The organism is Bacteroides sp. AM32-11AC (assembly GCF_003603515.1).
GTDB classification, from domain to species: Bacteria; Bacteroidota; Bacteroidia; order Bacteroidales; family Bacteroidaceae; genus Bacteroides; species Bacteroides uniformis.
Genome location: NZ_QTNH01000007.1, coordinates 45,482 through 72,018, shown reverse-complemented (window position 1 = coordinate 72,018; position 26,537 = coordinate 45,482). Strand labels below are relative to the sequence as shown.

Sequence of the window (26,537 nt, the reverse complement as noted above, 5' to 3'; positions counted from 1 at the left end):
TACAATGAGTACACATAGATTCATATTAGAACCCTACAAAGGTGTCAGCACACGGCATACTTGCCCGAACTGCCACCGCAAAAGATGTTTTTCCAAGTACATTGATACGGATAGACGAATCCAGTTTCCTGATTACGTGGGGCGTTGCGACCACGAGCAGAAATGCGGTTATCATTTCACGCCCCGTGATTACTTTGAACGGAATCCGTCAGAAAAGGGAAAGTTGTCCGAGGATAACTTTCAGAGCTATGCGCCTATAAAAGAAGTCGAGCCGAAAGCCACTTCTCACATTGATTTGGATATAGTTAACCAGTCGTTACAACGCTATTCTGACAACAAACTGTTTCAATTCTTATCAGCTCAATTCGGAAAATCGGAAACATTGAAGCTGATGGCGAAATACAAAGTCGGCACTTCCAAACATTGGGACGGTGCAACCGTATTTTGGCAAATGGATTATCAGAACAGAGTACGCACGGGTAAGATAATGCTTTACAATCCGACAACTGGTAAACGGATAAAAGAACCGTACAATCATGTCACATGGGTACACTCCGTACTGCACAAGGATGGCTATAATTTGAAGCAATGCTTCTTCGGTGAACATCTGCTTCCAGAAGACAAAAGCCGTCCTGTCGCATTGGTCGAAAGCGAGAAAACAGCAATCATCGCTTCCTACTATCTACCCCAATTCCTATGGATTGCATCGGGTGGAAAGAACGGTTGTTTCAATGCCAACAGTCTGTCCGTTCTCGCAGGAAGAAGCGTTGTATTATTTCCCGATTTGGGAGCGACCGACTATTGGCAGAGCAAAATCGGGTTGATGAAAAGCTACGGAATTGACGTGCAACTGTTCAATTATCTGGAAGCCAAAGCAACCGAAAGTGAACGGAAAGAAGGGTACGACATAGCCGATTATCTGTTGAAGGTACGCCCTGATGAAGCCATACTCCAGCAGATGATTAAGAGGAATCCGAACTTGAAAACACTGATAGAGACATTCGATTTGAAACTCGTCAGCGTACAACGAGGCATCCCTCAACCGAAAGTTTCACCGCCTAAGAAACGAGGATTCAGACTTTGAACAAAGGGAGAGGAATCGAGACTTTTTTACTGTAGCAAGTTAATGTCGGTGTATTACATTTCCCGACCACTTGCTCCTCAAAAAGTCTGAGGAGGCGGCTCCCGATGGTCACAAATTATTCACTAAAAGCAATTCAAAATGGAAAAGAAACATACGATAACACTCCGTCTGTCTTACGACCAACTCGCATGGCTCGGTGCGCTTTGCAGACGGAGCAAGCAGACCCAAAGCGCAGTCATCCGTTCACTCATTGAGAACGGAACAGTACGTGAACGAATCACGAAAGAGCATATCCACATCATCCGTCAGTTGATAGGTGAAAGCACCAATCTTAACCAATTGGCGAAGCAGGCAAACACCTACGGCTTCTTTGCCGTTGCCAAAAGATGCGAGGAGATGGCGCAGCGTATTAACCAACTTATAAAGCAACTGAAAGATGATAGGTAAGCAAACCAAAGGAACATCGTTCGGTGGTTGTGTCCGTTATGTCCTCAAAGAGGAGAAATCCAAGTTGCTGGAAGCTGTCGGAGTGGATGGCTCACCCGAACAGATGGCAGAGCAATTTGAATTACAGGCGTTGCTCAACGACAAGGTAAAGAATATTGTCGGACACACCTCGCTCAACTTCTCTCCTGAAGATGGCGAACGCCTGAAGTCTGATGATACGTTGATGTTGCAAATCGCCCATGACTATATGAAACTGATGGGCATCGAAAACACGCAGTACATCATCGCCCGGCATATCGACCGTGAGCATCCGCATTGCCACATCGTTTTCAATCGTGTGGACAATGACGGTAAGACGATTAGCGACAAAAACGACTTCCGCAGAAATGAAAAAGTGTGTAAGATGTTGACGGCAAAATACCGCTTGCACTTTGCCAATGGTAAAGACCATATCAAGGAGGAACGCTTGCGCCCATACGACCGGGCAAAGCATGAGATATACAAGGCGTTGAAAGAGGAATTGCCCAAAGCTCAAAGTTGGGATGAACTGAAAGGAGCCCTTGCCGACCGTGACATTGATATGAAATTCAAGGTCTGTCGGACTACAAGGGAAATACAGGGAGTCAAGTTTGAGTATGACGGCTTTTCTTTCTCCGGTTCAAAGGTCAGCCGTGAGTTCAGCTATTTGAATATAGACAACCGATTGGAGCAGAATGCTTGTGCATCTTCATTTGAATACCATAAACAAAGATTCACGCATAAAGATGAAGAGGCGCAGCAAAGCGTTTCCCATTCCGACAATGGCTCAAGCATCGGTCTTGGCCTGTTGAATGGCTGTTCATCATACGATGCTACTGCCGCAGAAGAAGCAGAGTTCAATCGCCTGATGAAAAAGAAAAAGGCTAAGCGCAAGCGAGGCTTTCGTTTATAATCCACTATTTATTAACTTTTTAAATTCAAACAATTATGGAACAAAAAGATTTGATTCTTGATTTCAATCTCTATCTGTGTGAGAAGTTTGGCTACAGAAACAGTTGTAGCGTGATGCAAAATGCCAATGGCTTTTGTGTAGACATCCGTGAGCGTGATTTGGACTGCTACATCCGCTTCTGGGAGTACAGCAACGGAAGAGGTAACTTCCCCGACTGGGCTATCATCATCGTGCGTAGCAACTTCAAGAAGAACCAAGCCGAAAACCTGAAAGACTTGGCTCATTTCTTCAAGGAGTACATGCCACGCTACGGGTACAAATATCTCTGTACCGAAGGGGATGATTACAAGTATTATCAGACGCTCGGATTGAAGCTCATCCATCAAGACCTGTTCGGACAAGAAAACTATGGATTGGCAATGAAGGATTTGAATGTCTGAGACTTGGTTTGAAGGTTAAGGAGGGGATTCTTCCTCTCCTTTTCTTTTTATATACCGATAAATCAGAATTTAGAGGCGATGACGAAGCAGCTCTATGATTACTGGTTTGTACAGTTTGATTTCCCGAATGAGGAAGGGAAACCGTATAAATCAAGTGGTGGAGAAATGGTATGGAATGAAAAGTTCAAGAGAGAGATTCCGAAAGGATGGAAAGCCTCAATGTTAGCAGAAGAGATTGAATTACAATATGGTTTTCCATTTTCGACTGAATTGTTTACAGAGCAAGTAACGTCTGTTCCAGTTGTTCGTATTAGAGATATTCTTGATAATTCTGTTTCAGCATATACAACAGAAGAAGTTAGTGAAAGGTATTTGCTTCAAAAACAAGATTTACTTATAGGGATGGACGGAAATTTCCATATAAATTATTGGACTGATAACGTTTCTTACCTTAATCAGCGAAGCGTAAGATTAAGAGCAAAGAATAGCTCAAATGTATCTATTGTTCAAGCCAAATACGATATACAGCCATACATCAAGGCAAAAGAGGAAAGAGCAAAAGGTTCTACGGTGGGGCATCTTTCAGATAAAGACATGAAAGACCTATATGTCTTAGTTTGCCCTAATAAAAAATTAAGGGAGAAATTTGATTCAATTCTTTCAATGATTGTGAAGAGTCGGAACGAAATCACTTTCCTCACTAAGCAGCGTGATGAGCTTTTACCACTTTTAATGAATGGACAAATAACAATAGAATAAAAAAATGTCTCGCATACTCTACAAATATTTAGATATAGTTGGCGCAAAGTGCATGATTGGAAACCGGGATCTCCAATTCACTAATGCGTCTCAACTGAACGATCCTTTCGATTGTCATCCAAAACTAATTGACTACTCAAATGTACCTAATACTAAACTTCAAGGATGGATACCTAAGGAATGGTGGATAGAGAAAGAAGAAAACGATGCACTCAATTTGCGTAATGATACATGGCTATGTAGTTTATCAAAAATCAATGATTCATTACTCATGTGGAGCCATTATTGTTATAACCATAAAGGTATTTGTATAGGACTTGACATAGACAAAATGTTGGAATCTGTTCCACCAATGTTTGGTACAATATATCTTGAACCGCTTGTTCTTGATGTTCAATATCAGGATATAATAGAGCGTCCTAACGCATATCATACCACAAAAGATTTATTCAGTTATCAATGGCGGACAAAAGCAAAGGAATGGGAATATGAGCAGGAGGTTAGATTAGTCATACCAAAACCAAGTCCAATATATGCAGCATTTACTCCTCAACAGGCAAAGCTGACAAAGGAAATATGGGATTGGCGTGAGATACGCTACTATATGCCACTGAAAGGCGAATGCTTTGAGTCTATCTATTTTGGTGTCAATATAGAACAAACTGAGAAAGAAAAAATAATCCAATATGTTCGCAAGGAACTAAATCCGCAAATTAGGTTGTACCAAATGGAAGTAGATGAAAATGCTTTTAGATTACGACCTATAATTATATGAACGGTCAAGTATCGGTAAATTCTGATTTAGCTGTCTCTTATATTATATATAATGACAAAAATATCAGAATTATGAAAGAGAACATCATTCAGGCGATAGTTGCGGAAATGCAGCGTGACTTGGATTGCCGACAAATGGCACGGCTTAAAGCTGTGCTTGCATCAGAACTGCATAATGTAGAAATCATTGAAAAGAGCGATTGTGCCAAACAACAAGCGCAAGAGAATGAACATCTTCTTAACTCCTTTATATCAGCCAAAAAGATAGAGGGATGTTCGGATAAGACATTAGCATACTATCGCAATACCATTGAGCGATTGTTGGTTACACTCTCTTTGGCTATTTGCCACATCAGTACAACGGACATTCGTACCTATCTATCCGATTATCAAGAAGAACATCAATCAAGCAAAGTAACCATTGACAATATGAGGCGCATCTTCTCCAGCTTCTTTGCATGGCTTGAAGATGAAGATTATATCGCCAAAAGCCCGGTCAGACGTATTCACAAAGTAAAGACTGATTCTCTTGTAAAGGAGGTACTTTCTGACGAACAATTAGAGCAACTTCGTGATTGTTGCACCAACAAGAGAGACCTTGCCATTATAGACATTCTTGCATCCACAGGCATCCGTGTGGGTGAGTTGGTTAAACTGAACCGTGAGGACATAGATTTCCATGAGCGTCAATGTGTGGTATTCGGGAAAGGTAACAAAGAGCGTGTTGTTTACTTCAACGCTCGTACAAAACTACATTTGCAACAATATCTTAATGAGCGAACAGATGATAATCCAGCTTTATTTGTTTCCCTCAATTCGCCACATTCACGACTGACTATCAGCGGTGTAGAAGTTAGAATCCGAAAGTTAGGCCAATCCCTTTCTATGCCTAAAGTTCATCCTCACAAGTTCCGTCGAACCCTTGCAACTATGGCTATCGACAAAGGTATGCCTATCGAACAGGTACAGCGATTACTCGGTCATGTACGCATTGACACCACACTGCATTATGCTATTGTGAATCAAAACAATGTAAAGTTGGCTCACAAGAAATATTTGGGGTAATTGAATCACAAAAGTATGCCTAAAAATGCGTAACTTTGCATCCTAAATTGGATGTATATGACTAAGTTATCATCAATTGCATATTATGTAACTGAAAAAATAAGTAGTAATGACATTTCTTTATCCGAATACGTTACTACTGACTGTATATTACAAAACAAACAAGGACGGGAGGTTGCGACTAATCTTCCGCCACAGACTTGTAGTCTTATACGCTACCAGTGTGGCGATATACTAATTGCCAATATCAGACCATACCTTAAAAAAATTTGGTTTGCAGACATTGATGGTGGAGCATCATCTGATGTATTGGTTTTCAGAGCTAAAGAGGGGCATTCTCCAAGCTTTCTTTATGCTGTATTACTTCAAGATTCATTCTTTGATTATGTAATGCAAGGGGCAAAAGGTAGTAAAATGCCTCGTGGAGACAAGGAGCAAATTTTAAGATATGAAATGCCAACACTTTCTTATTCAGAAGAAAGCATTGGCACCTTTTTCCAAAATATAGACTATAAAATTCGCCTTAACGAAAAGATAAATCAGAATTTAGAGGCGATGACGAAGCAGCTCTATGATTACTGGTTTGTACAGTTTGATTTCCCGAATGAGGAAGGGAAACCGTATAAATCAAGTGGTGGAGAGATGGTGTGGAACGAAAAACTTAAACGAAAAATTCCTAAAGGATGGGATAATTGTACATTAGAGTATTTCCTAACCATTAAAAACGGACGTGACCACAAGCATTTAGCCGAAGGTGTATATCCTGTTTATGGTAGCGGTGGAGAAATGCGCAGAGTTAATGAAAACTTATATAGAGGAGAGTCGGTTTTAATGCCAAGAAAAGGGACATTAAACAACATCATGTATGTTGATGAAGCCTTTTGGACTGTTGATACAATGTTCTATTCTGAAATGAAAGTCCCGTATTGTGCTAAATATATTTTCTTTGCCATCAAAGACATTGATTTTACAAGATGGGATTCAGGAACAGGTGTGCCAAGCATGACTGCTTCAACTCTTTATAACTTACCAATGATAAAGCCCCATAAAGATTTACTCAAAAGATTCGACAAAACAATAACTCCGATATTTTACAAAATGAAGCAAATAAGAGTAGAATGCGAGGAATTGACCAAGCAACGCGACGAACTTCTCCCGCTATTGATGAACGGTCAAGTGTCGGTAAATTCTGATTTATCGCACGATTAATAGCTATCTTTTTATCTAACGTAGATATTACACTTGATATTCTTTTCTGTTCGCTGATTGGCGGTATTGGGAAAGCGTATTCCGAAAGCAAATCAAATGTAATTTGTGGAAATGAACCTATTCGATTTTCGGCTCTTCGTTGGAGTATATCAAGAAAAGGTTGATTGGTCAAACAATAATAAAAATACTCCAAATCAACATCTTCATTATATTTTCGCAATACCATCAATTTGGTAGACACAACATAGTCTTTTGTGTCTTCTGTTGTAACTTTAGCAAATCTTCTGTTAGCAGGACGTATTTCACTGAACAATATATCGTCCTTTACTATGGTCTTCTTAAATTGACCTTTTAGCTCATCTACAGAAGTTAGCGTGCCGCTACCCATTACGCCATTTTCTACATCAGATGTATTTATGGCAATGAGTTTGTCTTTATCAAATTTGTGAGTCTCTGAAACTGTGCGCACAATTTGATTTATTTTCAGAACTTGAGTACGATTTGCATTATATTTTCTCAATTCCATCACTTTTTTCGTTTTACTCCTTACCCAACTTAGCTTCATTCTCTTTTATAATAACCGTGTTTACTCCACAAATTGGGGAGTAAATGTAGACATTGGATAAATAAATTTTCCACAACTTGTGGAAGAATTACTTATCCAACATTCCTTTAATCTGTTTATCAAAGTCAGAATCAATACGTTGGGTTTTATTAAAAATGTCATATTCGCTTTCTGCCTTTGCCTTGGCTTGTGCCGCAGAAATGCGTCCTTTATCCGGCAATATCTGATATTTGCGGAAAGTCAGAAACTCATTGACACTGGCTGCAAACTGCTCCATATTAAACGTGTTCTCTCGTTCAATGAGGTCTTCGATATAATCAAAAAATCCCGTTACGGCACGTTCCAACCGACGGATTTCATTCTCCTGCAAATAGTTTTTGGCTATTGACACATCCGATTTCAAGATACGTCCGTCAGGAGCATTCTTCCATGTGGTCAGCCCCATGTGTTCTTGGGTATGGTCTGCCTTAGTGTAGATGATTTCTGCTGCCGTTTGCCCAGTAATGGCATAGTGAAAACGGTTTTGTATCATGGCATAGAAATCGTGTGTGGTAGGCGAGTTATTGTCATAGTCAATACTGCACTCTGCGTATATATCGGTAATCTGCTGCCAAATACGCCGTTCACTGGCACGGATAGAGCGTACTCTTTCAAGCAATTCACGAAAATAGTCCTTTCCGAATACCGCCGTTCCCTGTTTTAAGCGTTCATCATCAAGCACAAACCCTTTCTTGATATACTCATTGAGAATCTTGGTAGCCCACTGGCGAAACTTGGTTGCTTTGGGAGAAGAGATACGGTAGCCAACTGCGATAATCATATCAAGATTATAGAAATCAACCAACTCTTCAACCTCACCTCTTATGCCTCGATTTACGACAGTTGCAATTTTTGCAACTGTCGTGTCTTGCTGTAGTTCTTCGTCCTTGAATATATTGGCTATGTGGCGACTAATCCCGGATTTGTCAATACCGAAAAGCTCTGCCATAGCTTTCTGCGTACACCAAATGGTCTCGTCTTTTATAACCACCTGCACCTTAACCTCTTTATCGGGAAGGCTGTATAGCAAAAACTGGATTTCGTTACTCATTGTTACCTACATTTGCGTTGAACTGCAATGCATCCAACTGTTTCATAATTTCCTCTTCCAATCTATGACTCTCAGCAAATTGCTTGGCGAGAGTTTGCTTATAATTCGCCATACGAGCATTGAACTCGTCTTCCGTTATATCTACATAATCAATCTTGATGTCGAAATATTGCCCGGCAGAAAGAGAATATCCCTTTTCCTTTATCTCATCGTAAGAGACAGCCACAGAGAAATCTTCCACTGCCTCCTTTCGCTGGAATGTGCCGACAATCTTTTCTATCTCTTCATCGTTCAGACGCACCTTTTTCAATCCGTTAGCATCTTTGTATTCCTCGCCCAATTTGCTGGCATCAATCAAGATTACTTTGTCGGCAGTTGCAGACTTGTCAAAGAACAGCACACTGACATTTGTACCTGTATTGGCAAACACGTTGCTTGGCATAGAAACACAGCCAAATACCACTTTGTCATCTACAATTTTATGAAGAATTTTGTTCTCAATGCCGCTTTTTGCTGTAATAAAACCAGTAGGGATAACAATCGCACCTTTACCCGTCTTTTTCAGCGAATTGATAACGTGCTGAATGAAACAGGTGTATATTGCCATTGATTCTTTCTTTTTGGCAGGTACATTGGGAACTCCTGCCCAAAAACGGGCTGGCATGGCGGCTATCTTCTCGCGAGTGTCCGAGAAGTCCATCTTGAAAGGCGGATTGCTTACCACAAAATCAAACTGGCGCAATTGTTGTCCATCATCGCTCTTGTGATAAGGACTTACAAGCGTGTCACCTTGAATAGCATTGTCAAGCGAAGATACAAGCCCGTTGAGTAATAAATTTAATTTCAGCATCTTGTTGCTCCGTTGGGATATATCTTGTGAGAAGATAGTACAACGGTCTTCGCTTATTTGATGGCTAAGTGCCATAAGCAATGTACCTGTTCCTGCTGAGGGGTCATAACACTCCATGCTATGCAAGTCGGCATTATCACCCACCAACAGACGAGCCATAATCGTGGCAATGGCGTGAGGCGTATAATATTCCGCATACTTGCCGCCTCCGGCTGTATTATAGTCTTTAATCAGATATTCAAAGATGCTGGAAAAGAAATCGTAATTCTGTGCAAACGCTTCCTCGAAAGAGAAATTCACGAGTTTATCCACCAGAGCACGAGCGAATGGCGCACGTTGTGCCGAATCGGTCACAAACGGTGTCAGTGCCTCGAACAATGGAATCTTCGTGTTGGCTGTGGTCTGCGTGGAGAATATATCAGCATTCAACTCCGCTATATCCGTCATCGTAGAGTCGAATATAGTGTCAAAATCACCTTTTCCCTGCTGGTTCCAAAGATTGGCAATCAGATGGTACGGTTCGAGCATCGGGACATCTGGCGAAATGGCACTCTGAATAAGCATACGCTCATCGGCAGAAAGATTTTCGTATGCCGTTTCCCATTTTACATCTCCTGTCAGTTTCTTGGCAATCTCGCTTTTCGCATTTTTCAGTTCATAACCGAATTTGTCATTCAGGAATTTATAGAGAAACACCTGAGTGATAATCTTATATTCGTTACCATCGTTTCCCATGCCGTATGATTGGCAGGTGGCTTTAAGCCCATCGATGAGTTTTAATGTTTTTTCTTTAATATCTGACATAATCTTTATGCAATGCCGTAAGTGGCGTTATATTGGTTGATATACTGTTGTGAAATGCGTGTCTGGATGAACTTGTAATCGTCCATTTCAGGCTTGATTTGCGGAAAATGAAACAGGCATCCGTTGATAAGAGCCATCACCGTGCGCCCGAAATAAGCATCCTTTTTCAGAATGTCATTACGGTCATACACTTTGGCATCCACATCCTCTTTTATAATATTGAGGATAGCAGCAATCTCTTCGTCAAGGAAAGAGAACATAGGCTTCTGTCCTTTATCTTTCCTTTGCTTATTCACTTCACGTATGCGCTTGTGTACACGGGCAAATTTTTCATCGCCCTTGTACTTTTTCAACAAGACATTGTTGCGTTTTTGCAACTCTTGCAGGCGACCAATAATTTCATCCAAAGCCTGTGTCTCCTCGTTGAATTTAGCTATTGTGTCAATCACAAAACCGTGTTCCTTGAAGCGTTCCATAAAGGCTTCACGCAACGAAATGAACTCCGGGTCGTCTTGGTCAAAGTTCTGGGTAAACGAAGAAATGGTACGCTGCCATTTCTCTTTCAATTCCACACCACCGGATATAAGGCGCATTTCCTCTTGTCCTATTTTGGAGAAAGTGAACTCTATATCCATCATTGCCTCATTGATTAGGGCTTTCGTTTCCTCGTTTGCATTGAAAGCCTCTTTCTGATTGATGATACTAATCCGTCTCTGTACCTCAGAGAGCAGTTGCGGCAACTTGGTGATTTCGAGTTTGGCAAACTGTTCTTTCATTTCATCATCACCGAATGTACGCACGATATTTGCCATATTCTTGGCTGACTCCAACGCCTGTTTCAAGTCGAGCAATACAGCCTTATCCTCTTCAGTGGAGATTTCTGAAGAAAACTCTTCCGCATTGTCGTATGTGTAATTGAAGAGCGTTTGCCGAACTTTCTTCATTTGGTTCAATATCTCTTCCTTGTCCTCAATGACTTGGGTAAAAGTGTCGGTAGCAGCGGATTCACCTGTTTCGTCCACATCATTGAAGCGGTTCAACTCTTGCAGATAGGCTTCGTTGGTTTCCTTGAAGTTTCGCTTGATGTCTGCGAAGTCAATGACAAAACCGTAACGCATACCGGGATAAGGGCGGTTTACACGTGTTATGGCTTGAAGCAGATTGTGGTCTTTCAATTTGCGCCCGAAATACAGCCGTTTCAAGCGTGGCGCATCAAAACCAGTCAAAAGCATATTGAAGACAATGAGAATATCCACTGTCATATTTTTCTTGAAGTCCTTGACTATCTGCTTGCGAGTTTCCTTGTCATCAGTATCGTGAAGAATAATTCCGGCTTTCAATGGCCTATATTTTGATTTGTAATCCACTTCCGGCTCACCCACCACATACGAACCATCGGCAAGTTTTATCTTGATGGGCTTCGGCTGATACTTCAACCACTCTTCTTGGAATACATCATAAAGCCGTCTTGCCTGTTCGCTGGTTTCACAGATAACCATACCACCCAAAGTATCGTCACCCTGTATCTTGCGAAACTCTTTTAAGTCCGTCATAATGTAACGAGCCAACTCGTTTACATAACTTGGATGCTCTATGATTTCCGACTTACGGATGTCTTTTTTTTGCACAAGGGTTTCCAGTTTGTCATACACATCAGACAAACGTTCTTTGTAGGAAGTTTCTATATCCTCACGTATGATTTTCAGCGTGTAGCCATCGGCAATGGACTTGTCGTAATAATAGGTATGCAGATAGTTACCGAACACCTTGCAACTGGCACGTTCCTCCTTTAACAACGGTGTACCAGTAAGTGCGATTTTAACCGCATCGGTGTCGGCATCAAAGAGATTGGCAAGAAAGCATCCACCGGGTTTATATCCTCGATGAGCCTCGTCAAGAATGAAGATGCGCTGGAGATTGGTTGCATAATCGCTGATACGCACCTTCTCCTTATCCTCGGCAAAGCGTTGAATGTTCACAACCGTGATTTCTGCCTGTCCGCTTACACCTTGTTGAGCCTGATTACTGCGGAACTGCTCCATCAGTTCGGCTCTTGTATTGGCAGTAGATACTACCAGCCCACGAGCTTCAAACTCTTGTGTGGCTTGTTCCAAAAGGTCAAGGCGGTCTACTATAAAATAGAATTTGGCAACCTTATTTTGTTTGGAATAGAAATCGTTAAGAATATAAGTCAGATAGTATGACAAGGCGGTTTTACCACTCCCTTGTGTATGCCATACTACGCCCGATTTTATCCCCTCTGCCATTTTTTGGCGAATAGCCAAGGATGCAAACAATTGTTGGTAACGCATAATATGCTTTTGGTCGGTAAATTCTATCTTTCCATCTACCTCACGCTCCATACGGACATAGGCAATACCATATCTGATGATATACAACAACCGCTCAGGCGAACACATAGAGGTTAAAATTCGGTTTGTAGGAGTATTGAAACCGAGATTTGTCTGATATTCAGGGCTTGTATGAATGACTTGGCAGTTGTAATCAGACAATATCTGTTTTTCCACCGTCTTGTCAATCTCCTTATACAAGTAGTCACGATGGAATGGTGCAATTTTCTGACCGCTTAAATTTTCTTCACGGAAGCAATTGAATGGTGCGTATGAACGTGCCCCAGTACAATAGAAAGCCCCTTGTATGGGTACGATACCGCCCAACGCATCATATTCCATATTATTGCTGAATATCATCAACTGCGTAATGTTGATGAAACGGCGGAATTTCTTATTGGGAAAACGTTCTTTGTTCATTCGTGCGCTCTCTGCCAACATACCACCATGATTGTTGGGCTTCTTCACTTCTACAAAACAAAGTGGCAACCCGTTTACGAACAAAGTAATGTCAGGACGAAATTCATCCTGTCCGTTCTTACAGGTAAATTCGGCTGTGAAATGGAACGTATTATTCCCAATGTTATCAAAGTCTATCAGCTTTACAGGCGAAACGGCTTTGAGACGATTGTAAAAGCCTCGACCGAGATCATCATCGTTCAGTTCCTTGCGAATATCTTTCAAAACTTGAAGAAACTCTCCCTCGTGTCCGGGATTCAGATTTTTAAACTGCCGTTCAAATACCTGCAAAAGAATATTCGTGTCACCGTCATAGACCGTGCCATTCTTATCTTCACTCAACTTACCAAAGTAAGTATATCCTATTCGGGTCAGGTGAACCATTGCAGGCATCTGCACCCGTGTAGCTTCCGAAAACTGCTTCATATCACCTATCCTTTTTGTCGGTTATCAAATCCTTCAAATCGACCTGCAATATCTCTGCTATCTGTTGCAAGGTTTCCAAATTCGGTTGAATCCTATTACAGGCATAAGCATTTACCATACTGAAACTCTTGTCGAGTTTCTTAGCCAACCATGTCTGAGAGATACCTTTTTCAGATAATACAGCCTTTATTCTATTCAATTTCATTCTTTGATGCGATTTTATAGTGCAAATATAGTGAATTATATTCGATAACCAAGATTAGTTTGTTTATATCGAAGCATCCTTTACCTATAGCATTTCTCTAATAAATTCATATAAGAAAGTAGCACTTGCAAAACAACAAGTTTTATGATGTCCGTCAGCTTTCTTTATATCGGCAAAGTCAGATACCGCTTTAATCCAAAGAGCTTTTTTACCAAGAGTATGAGCTGTTGCATAAAGAGCAAACCCCTCCATATCAAGCGCTTGCAATTTGCGTTCATCTTCTTGCAAATCTTTTACAACAGACGAAGAAGCGACAACAAAAGGACCACATACTGTTTTGGCTATACAAGCAGATACGTTTGATTTTTCATCTTTTAAATTAGCATCATGAATGGACTCGTTTATATTTCTTAGATGATCTGGATCAGATATAAACTCAGCCACCAATGCTATCAAACTATGATTTGCATGTATCTGATTCATTTCTTTTAAAAATTTAATATCGCCAGATACCTGTTCTTTAAGCTTACCCGAAGCATAATCATGTATTGCATCAGCTATAATGATATCATCTAGTGCAATATCACCATTATCTACCCCCGCAGTAATACCTGTCATAAAAATTGTATCTACTCCAAAATGATTATACAATGTAGAGGCTAGAATTGATGTTGCACAAATGCCAGGTTTATTTGCACATGCCGCTATAATACTATAATCTTTCAAATGACTACCTGTAATCTTGGTCGTCTTAAATACATATGGAAGTCCTTCTACTTGTATCGACTTCCAATCACACCCAACAAAAGCCTTTTGCATCATTATGAATTCCTCATTCAATGCACAAATAATCCCCAAATCATGAGTATTGCTATTTTTAATGGATGCTTCTAAATCTTTCTTCATTTGTCCTAATTGACAGACTTTATCTTTGAGTTGAACTTTCCATTCGTTATTTTTCCGCGAATAAAACAACAAATACCACAATTTATCCTTAAATTCCTTCTGCTGTTCAGAAAATTCTTCCTCATATTCAGTCAAGCCAATTATTTGGATTGGCTTCTTTATACTTTGATTAATGTATATTTCCTCCAATAACTCTACACCACCACGTCTATTCATCTCAGTTTCTAAATCTTCCCGATGCTCAGGAAGTACCATATCAAGAATGAGCATATCATATGTCTTTTCCTGAAGCAACTCTCTACCATCAACCAAACAATCAGCCTCGTCAATTACTATTTCACCCTGAGGGAATAAAGGTTGAATAACAGATTTAAGCGAATTTCTTTTGTCTTGACTGTCGTCTAATATTAAAATTTGGATCATGCTATAATTTCTTTTATTTGTTTTTTTAATTGATTCTTCCAATCATTTTTTTGCGAAGAATAATATATATATGATTTATAATTTTGAGGATAATCATTCTTAAGATCAATATCAAAAGCATCCAATTGTTTACGACCAAACACGTTATACATTGTAACTACAATGACTGGGGTCATAATTTGTCGAAGAAACATACCTTCAAGAATATATTGACCTGCAGAAGGTTCTGGCAAACCACCACTTGCATCTGTAGACAAGTCATAGGTTGACATAGACATATCCAATAATATCAGAGAGTAATCACTCCCACGTTCAAAAATTTCTTCTTGTGCAGAATTATACGATGCGCAATGAGTAACTTCATAATTAGAAAACTCCTGCCTAAGGAAAGCTAGTATATTACTAGCTTTTTCTTCATAATCTTCAACTAACAATATTTTTTTCATCAACCAACATATCTTTTATATTAAACAATACATCAACAATACATTTACCTTCAATAGCTTGGATAGTAAAAGTATTATTCGTGTTACCAAAATCATATTTCACAATAGTCATAGCTTTCACCAAACCACTACCACCTTCCTGCTGCAACTTTGCAATATCATTCATCTTCCTCTCTAAAATATGATTCAGTTCATTTTCTTGAATACCAGTTTGAATATCATTTATTAATGATATTTTTATGACACTATCATCCATCATTTGAGAATTTATTTGGAAAATTCTTGGGTTTGTACTCTTGCTATATTTCAACATATTTGTCAGAAAAATAAAAAACAAGTCAAACATAGAAGAACTATATTCAGAACGTATCTGAGTAGGTAAAGATACCATTTTTACATTCATTTCAAATTGAATATCTGAATAATATCTTGCTGCTTGCTCCATAGTCATACGAATATGATTCTCAATATCAAAATCTTCAAATTTGGTTTCTTGTCTATGAAACCATTTTTCTACTTTCGTCAACTTATTTATCAAAGCTGCTCTCGCATTGTTAACTGCAGTTTTTAAATCTGCATTCAAAGTCTTATGACCAGAAAGGGAATCAAAACTAAGTTCTAATGTTTGCAAATGTCCCAATATATCCGGTTTCAATTGATTAGAGATTCTCTCTCTAATATTTTCTAATCGTCTCTCGGTTATTTCCCAAAGATAAGCCATTACACCCTTACAAAACGACTCCCGATCTTGAGTTTTAAATTCGACATCCATCAGACGATTACACAACTCTTTCGTATCTACAACATAATCAAATTCTCCTATTTTCTCGTCATCTTCGTCTACACGAATTTGAATAACTGTATCTTTAAACGAAGTTATAAGAAAATCTATATCCTTAGAAAATTTAACTTGCGCACGATACAAGTTCTCACGCATTTCTAAATCCAAAGAGTATTCAACAGACCAATAATCAGATGGCATATATTGTTGTCCAGACTGGTTCAGTATTAGATTCAATCGCTCAAAATCAGATCGTAATTCCCCCTCAAATACTCCATGTCTAATTCGTGTACTTAAATATGTTCCTAAACCAAATCTACTCTTCAAGAATGCATATCTTATTACGTTAAAAATTTGAAGTGCAACTTCTTCAATTGCATTATTAGAGTAAGTAGCAATATCATCAATTAAGTCTACTGCATTATTATGCGAAAAATCAGAACCATTAACCAGCACAAAAACCCTATTACTGCGTACCAGGGCAGCCTGTTTCTTAAACCTGTCATACAAATCATCAATTTTACATAATTCATACTTCATTATTGCATCTTCATTTACAAAAATCTTACTATCGTCTAATTTCTTCATTCCTCTATATGCGACAATTTCATGCATTAATTCTGTACACATATTAGAATATAAATTATTTTGAGGAAATTTACTTTTCAGAAAACTAGCAATCTTAATTTTTTCATCAAGCACCTCCAATGTACTTTTTAACTTATAGTGATGATACAATAAATCATCTGTGACAAGTAGAAATAGAAACAATTCCACTTTCCTAGGGTCTCTCTTTTTAAATTTATCCAATAAATCTGATGGATAAATTACATTTTCATATTTACAATAACTTTCTAACACAAACTGTTTTTGAGGATAGTTCTCTGCGTTTAGGAATATAAATATCAAAAAATCAATATCATTCTTTAAGCCATCATATCTTGAATTCTTAATATCCATCATGAATTGTCTTGTATCCACTTTTGATACAAAAGCTTTATTTTCAATATACTTCTCTACATAAAAACGAATAGCTTTTTGTCGAAACGCTACTCCCATATTTATGTACGACATAAAAGTATATTCCACGGATGTTTGTACAGTAGGTATATATTCAGTATTTTTTTCAATTATAGAATTCCATAGTCCTATTGCCTTTTCATATTCTTTGTTCTCGAAAGTAATTTTCGCATTATCCACTTCACGTATGTAGTCAACAACTTTAGATTCCTCAGTTGTTAATTTCTCTACTCTTCTTTTCTGATATGGTATAACTACAGATCCTTCACCATATTTTAGTCCCAAATCCAAATATGTTAGTTTTTCTGCATTATTTTCAAAAGCAGTAGTAAAAAGCGGATCAAAACAACTCATAGTAGATAAATGAAGCCACGGATCTTTCTCCCATTTTTTTTCTTCTTTTATATAATAATCTAATCCACATGCAAAACTTAAACCATACAAATTTTTACAACGTTGATATAATAAATCTAGGCTTATTGCATTATCCTGTTCCGTCATCACGGAATAAATCAATTTTGCAACTTCATTCAGAACAGAATCAGCACTATTTACTATTTGCCTAAAGCCATTATTCTTAAAAAGCAAAGCCCTGCAGTACAACTTTAAAACATCAAAATGATACGGTTTATTAGATATAAATATTCCACATTCAGAAATCACTTTATCGTATTCTCCTGTATAGTATTTATCAAGTATAGATATAAAATCCTTATCATAATATCCTTCAGGCAGTTTATTGTGAGGTTTAAGCAAAATATATGGTATCCAACAACGATCTGAGGTTATATTATAAAGCACTAATGCAAACTCATTTACAGCATCTTTTTTCTTTGTATCTTTTATTATATAAGATCGCAGAATATAATTCATTAATATATACCTATCTATCACAGAATTCAAACTTTCCATCATTAATGCAACAGAAAGGTCATCTATATTATAATTTTGATAGTAGTTCAGACGAAACAGATAGTAATTATAACGATCATTTTGAAATTCAGTTCTATTTTTTTTGTACCGTGAATACAACTCTGCATCATACTCATAAGAGGGAACAGAACGCTGACTTCTTGATAATATATTTGACAATATTATCGGAACGATTCCTCGTTTTAAATCTTTATGAATCGTATTAAAATTGCTAACAATCTCAATTGCTTTTGACAGATTATTTTGCAGTCCAGCTATTGTTAGTCGCATCTCATAATACCAGACAGTATATCCTATACTCTTTAAGGATTCTTCCAGTAATGATTCTGCTTGTGAGTACTCCCCCAAAAGAATATGTTTTTCAATCTTATCGCGTAATGGAATGAATTTCCTTAAAATATTTTTATGTTTTTTGAAACTTTGTAATATCCAGTTAATTTCGACTTCGACCGATTGAGGTTTATAGAAATAACGATTCCAACCTGTACCAAGTTCCTCAATCCGCTTGGGCACCATATTGCCCCATATAACACTACTTAGAATAGGGCGAGATTCAAACAAACTCCCCAAAGTCAAATTGATTAAAGCATTATTTTCTGCATATTTCAATGTAAATGCAATCTCCGACCATTTTTTCTTATCTCCTTTCATTGAAAGAAAAGCTTCTATGACTTGATAATCTTTCCAAGATGACTTAATCTTTGGAATTAATATTTGAGGAATAAATCGTTTATTTATCATTGTTATTTATCTATGTAAAATTTTCTATTTTATTAGCTTTACGAAAGCTTGCCTATTTGCTTTCTTAATAGTCTAGAATACTTTACTTTTAATTCAGCACTTAGAAACGAGTATTGAATTACAGTCTCAAACTTGGGCAACAGCTTGACATACTTATTTATCAGTCGTTCTACAATCACATTCTCTATGCCCAAAGTGGCTGCTGCCTTGATAAAGTCTTCCTTTTGAAGCTTTTTCTTCCGACCATTCAAGGTCAATGCCAGTTCTTCATCATCTTTGGGATTGATGATAGCCGCATTTAGCAAATCGTAAGCAGGGGTTAGACGTATCTTATCCATCGCTTCATATAAAGAGAAATTTTTCAAATGCATATCGTTATTCCCTGTCAGCCAAGAGAAAAGCACCAATTCGAAGAAATTGGTAACATCCATTTTGGGTAAAGAAGAATATTTCAAAACTGCCTTGCCAATACGCTCATAACTGCTCTTGTATTTATGCTCTGTTTGCCTTTCCGTCAATTGGCACATATCTTCCATTGCTATCTTTTCTCCGGCAGGCGTCCTGTCTATTCGACGGGTAAGATAGCATAGAGTATCATCCGCCATCCGCATCAGCGTGTGAGGAACTACACCAATACGTGCCACCTCTGCAAGGTGCATAGTCAAATCCTCAACCTCAGGCATCATTTCATATTGAGAGGTCTGCGGCTTACATATATAACCACCCCAAAGCCCGACAATCGTCAATCGCTTACTGCCTTCATGCTCGTTCAAATGTAAGGACAATTTCGGCTGAACACCAGTCAAAGAGGTTTGGTCTTGAATGATTTGCAGAGCAAGCTGGTCTAGTTGCTCTGTCGTATAATCAAGAACAGGCAATGTTGTTGTTCCGAAGAACTTCTTTATGCAAGCTGTGTGCATATCCCTTTCCCCCTTTAAGAGTGGACGATAACAATACAGACAATTACACATGGTTCACCTCCTTTTCTTCCATTGGAATAACGCTTACCGCTCCAATACAATCCTTGCAGCAAGTCATGAGCAACGACATCCGATCAAGAATACTGATGTCTGTATTCCGCAGTGCAACATCCAACAGCCATCCTTCAGGTATCAAACCATCGAAAAACGGAAACAACACAGAGCTTGTATATGCATCTGCCTGTAAAGGCAATGTCAGGCTAACAGCATTAGCCGTTTCCAAAGAGAGATATTCCGGCAAATAGCGGAACTCATATCCAGCATCGTTTTCTGTTAGAATCCCTGCCAATTGGTCTTTGTAAAATATACGGGCTTGTCTCATTGATTATCAGTTTTAGAAGTGGCAACCATTTCATAATTGAAGAAATCAAGAAGCTGATTCACCTTATCAAGACGCAGCGTTTCCTTTCCTTGTTCAAGGTCTCGCACAAAGCGCAATCCTACTCCCGACTTCAACGAAAGCTCCTCTTGCGTCAGATTATACTGTTTTCGCAGCATCTTGACCGTAGTAGAGAGATTATTCATAAGCATCCAACGTTTAAAATCCATGATTTTACAATAAAGACTACACCTCGTAATAAATCAAACAAGTTTGATTCTTCACTCGGCTTACACTTCATTTATACCTTTTCGGGTGCAAAGTTAATACAAATATCTCACATTATACCATAGGGGGTATAATTAATTTTACCACCAATATTATTATATCAGATAAGGTATAATACAGTCAGATTCAAAACCACAGATTAAAGTACACAAGCACTGTTTTACACTTTTCCAAGCGAATAATTCAGATTCATTACACTTTTTACAACGAATCAAACATCTAAAATAACTGGAGGAAAAAATCCCACCGCAAACCGCAGAAATTCCAAGAAAAGCACTACCTTTGTATTCAGCAAGCGTTCTGTAACATCCATGCGGAAATTCCCTATCATTCAACACGTTGAAACTGATAGCGGACATTCCACAAAAGGACTGAAAAGAGGCGGTACAACACGTATATGCAAAACAATGAAATACAACAATTTGCATTTGTCCCTACATTCTGTGTACTTGTAAAAACGAAGGTTGTACCGATTAAAATGAATAGTCACTGATAATCAGTGATGTAAATATGCTGCATCGGCAAGTAAAGCTAATCATATATACCCAGTTATCCCCAAAACAAAACGATGAGAGATTTTCCTTTATAGATAGCTTAGGATGTTCAGTTCTCCTATCTCCCATTTCAAAACAAAGGCTGTCCATTATCTAATATGTGACAGCCTTTCTATGAAAGTTTTCTTCAGATAAATATCATACTTTTTTCATAAACTCCTTCGGTGTTTTTCCAAAATACTCCTTATACCTGCCTCTGAAGTTTTTCAGATTTCGCATACCCACCATTTCAGCAACCATAGTCACAGAAAATTTTCCGCTTTCCAAAAGTTCCCGTGCCTTCTCCATCCTGATTCTCGAAATCAAATATTTGGGTGCTTCTCCCGTCAACAACTTCCACTTATTATAAAAGGTTGTCCGGCTCATGCACATCCTGGAGGCAATATCATCTACTGTCAAATCCTCTTTATCCATATTCTCCATAATGTAAAGCTTCACTTCATTCAAAAATGCCAGATTGGCATCCTGCTGAGCCCGCTCCATAGGTTTCGTTAAAAAATCTTCTCCAAAAACTTTCTGAAGAAATGTCTTCCGAAGAAAACGGCTATTATTTATCAATATGGATATTTCCACTTTAAGGTCCTCCAGATTAAAGGGCTTACATACAAAGAGATCAGCCTGAGAAGAACAACGCTTTTCCCGCCGTTTCACATCAATGTGCGCCCCCATCAATATCACCGGAATAAAGGAGGTGTCCCTCGACGTCTTCAGTTTAGAAGAAAGTTCCTCACCGCTCATACCTTTCAACATGATATCACAAATCACCAAATCCGGATACTCTTCACATATTACCTCCAATGCTTCCTGACCGTCATCAAAGCTCCTCACTACAAAACATTCCGATAAACGTTTCTCAAGATAATCCTTGAATCCCTTGTCATTATCCGCAAGTATCACTAAAGGTCTATCCATATTTTTTTTCTTCGAGAAACCATGGAAAGCTATTTCCGACTCATTCACCTGAAAAGTGTCCGGAATATTTAAGGATGTATACCCCCCCGAAACCGCACACGAACATCTTATGGGAAATCGAAGCAGAGCCTCCTTTTCCAAAGTCAGTATTTTCCCGTCACACATATTCATCAACTTGTCAAAAAACACACCGCCCATGCCATACTGCTTGCCATGCAGAGGTCGCAGAATAGGAAGCCGCGACGAGTACCATCTGCAACATTTCAGAAATCGCTTGTTGCCTGTATCCTTAATCCTGATTGCCCAGTAATCTCCCTTCAACGAAACCTGCATCGAGAGGTGCGTTTCCGGCAGAGAACACTCGATGGCACTCAATACAAACCGGTCGATAACCGGAGATATCTTTCCCGGATCAAACCAAGCGCTTGCATAGTCAAAATCCGGAACCAAATCCAGCTTCATCTGCAACCCGGCCACATGAGACTGTAAAAAAGACACTTTCTTCCTCATAAATGCGCCGATTTCATGTTCTGCAACTACCAGGCTACCAGAATTGCCAAATAGTCGTTTCAACTCCATTAACGCTATCAAGTGCTGCTCCAGCCCGCCTATATGATGAAGTGCAACTGCCAGTTCCTTCTTTATGTCTTCCGGACAGTCTCCTTCGTAAACTGCCCCTAACGGTGTCTTAATCAAAGAAATGGGATTACGTATGTTTTGAAAGGTATCAATGAAATACTGATTTCCCTCTTTCAGTAAATCTCTTTCTTCACTGATACAGAGCAAATGGAACAAAAGCCAACATAATATACAGATTCCACTAGCCACTATTGGCAGAACAGACCAGGGAACCTTATGATATACACCGATGGATAGCAGGAAAACGCATAATGACACTACTATTATTATTATCAATAAATGTTTCATACTATTATAAGTTTAAGTAATAATGATTCATACTAATATATACCCGAGTTTTCAGTCAATAGCAGGATAATCCCAAGTATGTCATCAGGAGGCGGTCTAATGGGGGAACGGTAGGTTCCTTGAGTCATCGAATTCACCTTACCAACCCTCGTTTGCTAGAAGAGCCTGCATTTCGTCCACCTGTATTTCATACCCAGCAACTCTCTAAACCATTCATTTCCCATGCCCAACGTATCTTTAAATATCAATACAACATTCCGCTTATCCAAGATAGCTCCAATCAATTATTCTCAAACAAAATAATAGTATAACAAACGGAAAGGCTAAAAAGATGATACCACTTCACACATATTCTTATCATACTCACATATCTTGCGCATGAAACAGAAAGACATTATCTTTGCAGCATGAAACTAGAACTGAAAGAAAACGGAGGATTACCGGCACATATACTCTGGACACTTGCTATCGTAGCTGGCGTGTCCGTAGCCAACTTGTATTACAATCAACCCCTGCTTAATATCATGCGGCATGAATTGGAAGTTTCTGAATTCAAAACGAACCTCATTGCCATGATTACACAAATCGGATATGCGCTGGGATTATTGTTCATCGTCCCATTAGGAGACCTCTATCGACGCAAGAATATCATCCTGACGAATTTCTTCCTACTCATATTTTCCCTTCTAGCCATTGCCATGGCACCGAACATCTACATCATCTGGGCAGCATCACTCATTACCGGCATCTGCTCCATGATACCCCAAATATTTGTACCGATTGCCTCGCAATTCTCACGCCCCGAAAACAAGGGACGGAATGTAGGTGTCGTCATCTCAGGATTACTGACTGGAATACTTGCATCACGTGTTGTCAGCGGATTTGTGGGTGAAGTGCTTGGCTGGCGTGAAATGTACTTCATCGCCGCTGGAATGATGTTACTATGCGCTATCGTTGTATTAAAGGTACTACCGGACATACAACCGACTTTCCAAGGCAAATATTCCGGGCTGATGAAGTCTCTTTTCTCATTAGTAAGAGAATACCCCTCTCTACGAATCTACTCGATACGTGCAGGACTGGCCTTTGGCTCATTCCTTGCCATGTGGTCCTGCCTTGCATTCAAAATGGGAGAAGCCCCGTTCCATGCATCCAGCGATGTCATCGGCATACTAGGGCTCTGCGGCATTGCCGGAGCCTTAACCGCATCTTTTGTAGGAAAATATGTAAAAAAAGTAGGCATACGCAATTTCAACTTTATCGGTTGCGGAATGATTCTGCTTGCATGGGCCTCGCTCTTTTTCTGCGGAAACAACTATGCAGGTATCATTACCGGTGTCATTCTTATAGACATAGGCATGCAATGCATCCAACTCAGCAACCAGACCAGTATTTTCGACATCTACCCGTCTGCCTCCAATCGGGTAAATACGATTTTCATGACCACTTACTTCATCGGCGGCTCTTTGGGTACCTTCCTTGCAGGAAGCAGTTGGCAGACTTGGGGATGGAGTGGCGTGGTCGGCACCGGCGTTATTTTAACAATAATATCGTTGTCCATCACCCTTTACAGCAAGAAATAACAAGGATACTATCATTTTTCCAAGCAAACGCAAAGATTTGATAATTTTTATTTGTCATACAGAGGATAAGAAAGATATTAAACAGAATTGTTATACCTTTGCCGCATCAAACTATAAACGACAGATTGATAATAGATTCGTCAACCAAGCATAGTCAAAAACAACCCTATGAATTCAGCAAAGAAAATACCCTCTCCACTCGTTTCTCTATTTCCCATCGCTTTTCTCGTAGGAATGCTGTTCGCCACCATCCATACTTTCGGAAGTGACGCCTTGAGTGGAGGAAGCCAGATTTCCCTGCTTGCCACCACTGGTATGTGTGTCTTTATCGGCATGGCTTTCTACCGCATCCCTTGGAAAGATTATGAACTTGCCATCACCAACAACATTTCAGGTGTTGCCACAGCTATCATTATTCTATTGATTATCGGTGCTTTGAGCGGCACATGGATGATAAGTGGGGTGGTACCTACCCTTATATATTATGGTATGCAGATTATCCATCCGAATTTTTTCCTTGCTTCTACCTGCATTATTTGTGCATTGGTATCAGTAATGACGGGAAGTTCATGGACCACTATCGCCACCATCGGTATCGCCCTTTTGGGCATAGGTAAGGCACAAGGTTTTGAAGAGGGATGGATAGCCGGTGCCATCATTTCGGGAGCCTATTTCGGAGACAAAATTTCACCGTTATCGGATACCACAGTCCTTGCCTCATCCGTAACGGAATCACCGTTATTCAGCCATATCCGCTATATGATGATCACCACCGTCCCCTCTCTCCTCATCACCCTTGTCATCTTTACAGTAATGGGACTCACACACGAAACGAACAATACACAACAGATCGCGGAATTTACGGCAGCATTGGACGCCAAATTCAACATTACTCCCTGGTTACTGGCTGTTCCCGTGATTACGGGAATACTGATTGCCCGGAGAGTGCCTTCCGTCATCACACTCTTTCTCTCCACTCTGCTGGCAGGGATATTCGCCTTCATCTTCCAACCGGGACTACTGAATGAGATAGCGGAAGGTGGGAATATGTTCAAAGGGATAATGATGACATTCTATGGCAGTACCAGTCTACAAACTGACAGTGACATGTTGACAGAACTGATTGCCACACGAGGTATGGCAGGAATGATGAATACCATCTGGCTCATCATCTGCGCCATGTGTTTCGGTGGAGCCATGACGGCAAGCGGCATGCTAGGAAGCATCACTTCCCTATTCGTCCGCTTCATGAAGAATACAGCCAGCATGGTAGCATCCACCGTATGTTCCGGATTGTTCCTGAACCTTGCCACGGCAGACCAGTACATCAGCATTATCCTCACCGGAAACATGTTCAGCAACGTTTACGCAAAGAAAGGCTACGAAAGCCGGCTACTTAGCCGTACCACGGAAGATGCCGTTACCGTCACCTCCCCGCTTATCCCATGGAACACCTGCGGCATGACGCAAGCCACCATTTTGAGTGTACCCACACTGACCTACCTTCCCTATTGCTTCTTCAACCTTATCAGTCCGGTAATGAGTATCTTTATTGCTGCTATCGGATATAAAATAATTAAAAAACCGGTGAACAATCCTGGATAGGCATTGTTCTTGCAATAAACTTATAACGAACAATTTATTTAAACCTAAACAAAAAAAGATTCGATTATGAAAAAGTTTATTGCATTAGCAGCAGTAGTATTGGTAAGCATGGCAACAACGACCATGTATGCACAAGAGAGTAGAGCTGAAAAGCGCGCAGACCGTAAAGCCCAAAGAGACGCAGAACGTGCACGCCTGAAAGCTGAAGAACAAGCACAGGATGCCATTTCGTACGATGACGCAATGGCGGCCTTGAAAGCTCACCAGTTCGTAATGGAGGCAGACCAAGTGATGTTCCGCAACGGACAGACCGCATTTGTAAACTCCAACACCAACTTCGTATTGGTCAACCAAGGACGTGGCACCGTGCAGGTAGCCTTCAACACCGTATACCCAGGTCCTAACGGCATTGGCGGTGTAACAGTAGACGGAACCGTATCGGACATCCAAATGACTACCGACAAACGGGGCAACGTGAATTGTAACTTCAGCATCCAGGGTATCGGCATTTCCGCCCAGATATTCCTTACGCTGACCGATGGCGGGAACAACGCAACCGTAACCATCAGCCCGAACTTCAACTCCAACACCATGACTTTGAGCGGGAACCTGGTTCCGCTGGAACAATCCAACATATTCAAGGGACGTTCCTGGTAAAAC

22 protein-coding genes and 1 pseudogene are annotated in these 26,537 nt (G+C 39.7%); 11 read left to right on the top strand and 12 right to left on the bottom strand.

The window, feature by feature from the left end; all coding sequences use genetic code 11:
• The first annotated feature begins 4 nt into the window (after positions 1–4).
• From DW800_RS09235 to DW800_RS09200, 8 genes are all read left to right on the top strand, one after another.
• On the top strand, positions 5–1,084 hold the full coding sequence (locus DW800_RS09235; protein WP_119958004.1) for a DUF6371 domain-containing protein: 1,080 nt from the start codon (positions 5–7) through the stop codon (positions 1,082–1,084).
• 138 nt (positions 1,085–1,222) lie between these two features.
• On the top strand, positions 1,223–1,531 hold the full coding sequence (locus DW800_RS09230; protein ID WP_119958003.1) for a MobC family plasmid mobilization relaxosome protein: 309 nt from the start codon (positions 1,223–1,225) through the stop codon (positions 1,529–1,531).
• Positions 1,521–2,462: a relaxase/mobilization nuclease domain-containing protein gene (locus DW800_RS09225; RefSeq protein ID WP_119958002.1), complete on the top strand. Its 942-nt coding sequence runs from the start codon at positions 1,521–1,523 to the stop codon at positions 2,460–2,462. The genes DW800_RS09230 and DW800_RS09225 overlap by 11 nt, the downstream gene beginning before the upstream one ends.
• A 35-nt stretch (positions 2,463–2,497) precedes the next feature.
• Positions 2,498–2,902 (top strand): hypothetical protein, encoded by a 405-nt coding sequence (locus DW800_RS09220; protein ID WP_119958001.1) that lies wholly within the window; start codon positions 2,498–2,500, stop codon positions 2,900–2,902.
• 78 nt (positions 2,903–2,980) lie between these two features.
• Positions 2,981–3,661 carry a restriction endonuclease subunit S gene (locus DW800_RS09215; protein ID WP_119958000.1) on the top strand — a complete coding sequence of 227 codons (681 nt, stop codon included), beginning with the start codon at positions 2,981–2,983 and terminating at the stop codon, positions 3,659–3,661.
• A 4-nt stretch (positions 3,662–3,665) separates the two neighbouring features.
• On the top strand, positions 3,666–4,436 hold the full coding sequence (locus DW800_RS09210) for a DUF2971 domain-containing protein (RefSeq protein WP_119957999.1): 771 nt from the start codon (positions 3,666–3,668) through the stop codon (positions 4,434–4,436).
• A gap of 71 nt (positions 4,437–4,507) precedes the next feature.
• Positions 4,508–5,500 (top strand): site-specific tyrosine recombinase/integron integrase, encoded by a 993-nt coding sequence (xerA, locus tag DW800_RS09205; RefSeq protein WP_119958027.1) that lies wholly within the window; start codon positions 4,508–4,510, stop codon positions 5,498–5,500.
• Between the two features lie 57 nt (positions 5,501–5,557).
• The gene (locus DW800_RS09200) at positions 5,558–6,709 is read left to right on the top strand and encodes a restriction endonuclease subunit S (protein ID WP_119958026.1); all 1,152 of its coding nucleotides are present in this window, start codon (positions 5,558–5,560) and stop codon (positions 6,707–6,709) included.
• 34 nt (positions 6,710–6,743) lie between these two features.
• Here DW800_RS09200 and DW800_RS19930 read toward each other — a convergent pair.
• From DW800_RS19930 to DW800_RS09135, 12 genes and pseudogenes are all read right to left on the bottom strand, one after another.
• A pseudogene (locus DW800_RS19930) lies at positions 6,744–7,097 on the bottom strand (restriction endonuclease subunit S); the annotation flags it as partial.
• Between the two features lie 265 nt (positions 7,098–7,362).
• The gene (locus tag DW800_RS09190) at positions 7,363–8,364 is read right to left on the bottom strand and encodes a virulence RhuM family protein (protein ID WP_119957998.1); all 1,002 of its coding nucleotides are present in this window, start codon (positions 8,362–8,364) and stop codon (positions 7,363–7,365) included.
• On the bottom strand, positions 8,357–10,018 hold the full coding sequence (locus DW800_RS09185; RefSeq protein ID WP_119957997.1) for a class I SAM-dependent DNA methyltransferase: 1,662 nt from the start codon (positions 10,016–10,018) through the stop codon (positions 8,357–8,359). The genes DW800_RS09190 and DW800_RS09185 overlap by 8 nt, the downstream gene beginning before the upstream one ends.
• A 5-nt stretch (positions 10,019–10,023) precedes the next feature.
• Entirely contained in the window at positions 10,024–13,254 is a 3,231-nt protein-coding gene (locus tag DW800_RS09180; RefSeq protein ID WP_119957996.1) for a type I restriction endonuclease subunit R, read from the bottom strand.
• 1 nt (position 13,255) lies between these two features.
• Positions 13,256–13,459, bottom strand: a complete 204-nt coding sequence (locus tag DW800_RS09175) for a helix-turn-helix domain-containing protein (protein ID WP_004316526.1) — start codon at positions 13,457–13,459, stop codon at positions 13,256–13,258.
• 84 nt (positions 13,460–13,543) lie between these two features.
• Positions 13,544–14,830: a phosphorylase gene (locus DW800_RS09170; RefSeq protein WP_243634915.1), complete on the bottom strand. Its 1,287-nt coding sequence runs from the start codon at positions 14,828–14,830 to the stop codon at positions 13,544–13,546.
• Positions 14,785–15,234: a response regulator gene (locus tag DW800_RS09165; protein ID WP_119957994.1), complete on the bottom strand. Its 450-nt coding sequence runs from the start codon at positions 15,232–15,234 to the stop codon at positions 14,785–14,787. The genes DW800_RS09170 and DW800_RS09165 overlap by 46 nt, the downstream gene beginning before the upstream one ends.
• Entirely contained in the window at positions 15,212–18,709 is a 3,498-nt protein-coding gene (locus tag DW800_RS09160; RefSeq protein ID WP_119957993.1) for a hypothetical protein, read from the bottom strand. Before DW800_RS09160 ends, DW800_RS09165 begins: the two co-directional genes overlap by 23 nt.
• A 38-nt stretch (positions 18,710–18,747) precedes the next feature.
• Positions 18,748–19,680: a HipA domain-containing protein gene (locus tag DW800_RS09155; protein WP_207814328.1), complete on the bottom strand. Its 933-nt coding sequence runs from the start codon at positions 19,678–19,680 to the stop codon at positions 18,748–18,750.
• The gene (locus DW800_RS09150) at positions 19,673–20,011 is read right to left on the bottom strand and encodes a HipA N-terminal domain-containing protein (protein WP_119957992.1); all 339 of its coding nucleotides are present in this window, start codon (positions 20,009–20,011) and stop codon (positions 19,673–19,675) included. The genes DW800_RS09155 and DW800_RS09150 overlap by 8 nt, the downstream gene beginning before the upstream one ends.
• The gene (locus DW800_RS09145) at positions 20,008–20,214 is read right to left on the bottom strand and encodes a helix-turn-helix transcriptional regulator (RefSeq protein WP_025073813.1); all 207 of its coding nucleotides are present in this window, start codon (positions 20,212–20,214) and stop codon (positions 20,008–20,010) included. The genes DW800_RS09150 and DW800_RS09145 overlap by 4 nt, the downstream gene beginning before the upstream one ends.
• A 774-nt stretch (positions 20,215–20,988) precedes the next feature.
• Positions 20,989–22,689 carry a response regulator gene (locus tag DW800_RS09135; RefSeq protein ID WP_044468897.1) on the bottom strand — a complete coding sequence of 567 codons (1,701 nt, stop codon included), beginning with the start codon at positions 22,687–22,689 and terminating at the stop codon, positions 20,989–20,991.
• Positions 22,690–23,096: 407 nt separating this feature from the next.
• Here DW800_RS09135 and DW800_RS09130 point away from each other — a divergent pair, with 407 nt between their 5' ends.
• From DW800_RS09130 to DW800_RS09120, 3 genes are all read left to right on the top strand, one after another.
• Positions 23,097–24,272, top strand: coding sequence for an MFS transporter (locus DW800_RS09130; RefSeq protein WP_087332714.1), 1,176 nt, complete (start codon positions 23,097–23,099; stop codon positions 24,270–24,272).
• Between the two features lie 168 nt (positions 24,273–24,440).
• Complete coding sequence (nhaC, locus tag DW800_RS09125; protein ID WP_117703726.1) at positions 24,441–25,877, top strand: Na+/H+ antiporter NhaC; 1,437 nt, start codon at positions 24,441–24,443, stop codon at positions 25,875–25,877.
• Between the two features lie 66 nt (positions 25,878–25,943).
• Positions 25,944–26,534 (top strand): DUF4251 domain-containing protein, encoded by a 591-nt coding sequence (locus DW800_RS09120; RefSeq protein ID WP_005826513.1) that lies wholly within the window; start codon positions 25,944–25,946, stop codon positions 26,532–26,534.
• Positions 26,535–26,537 lie beyond the last annotated feature (3 nt).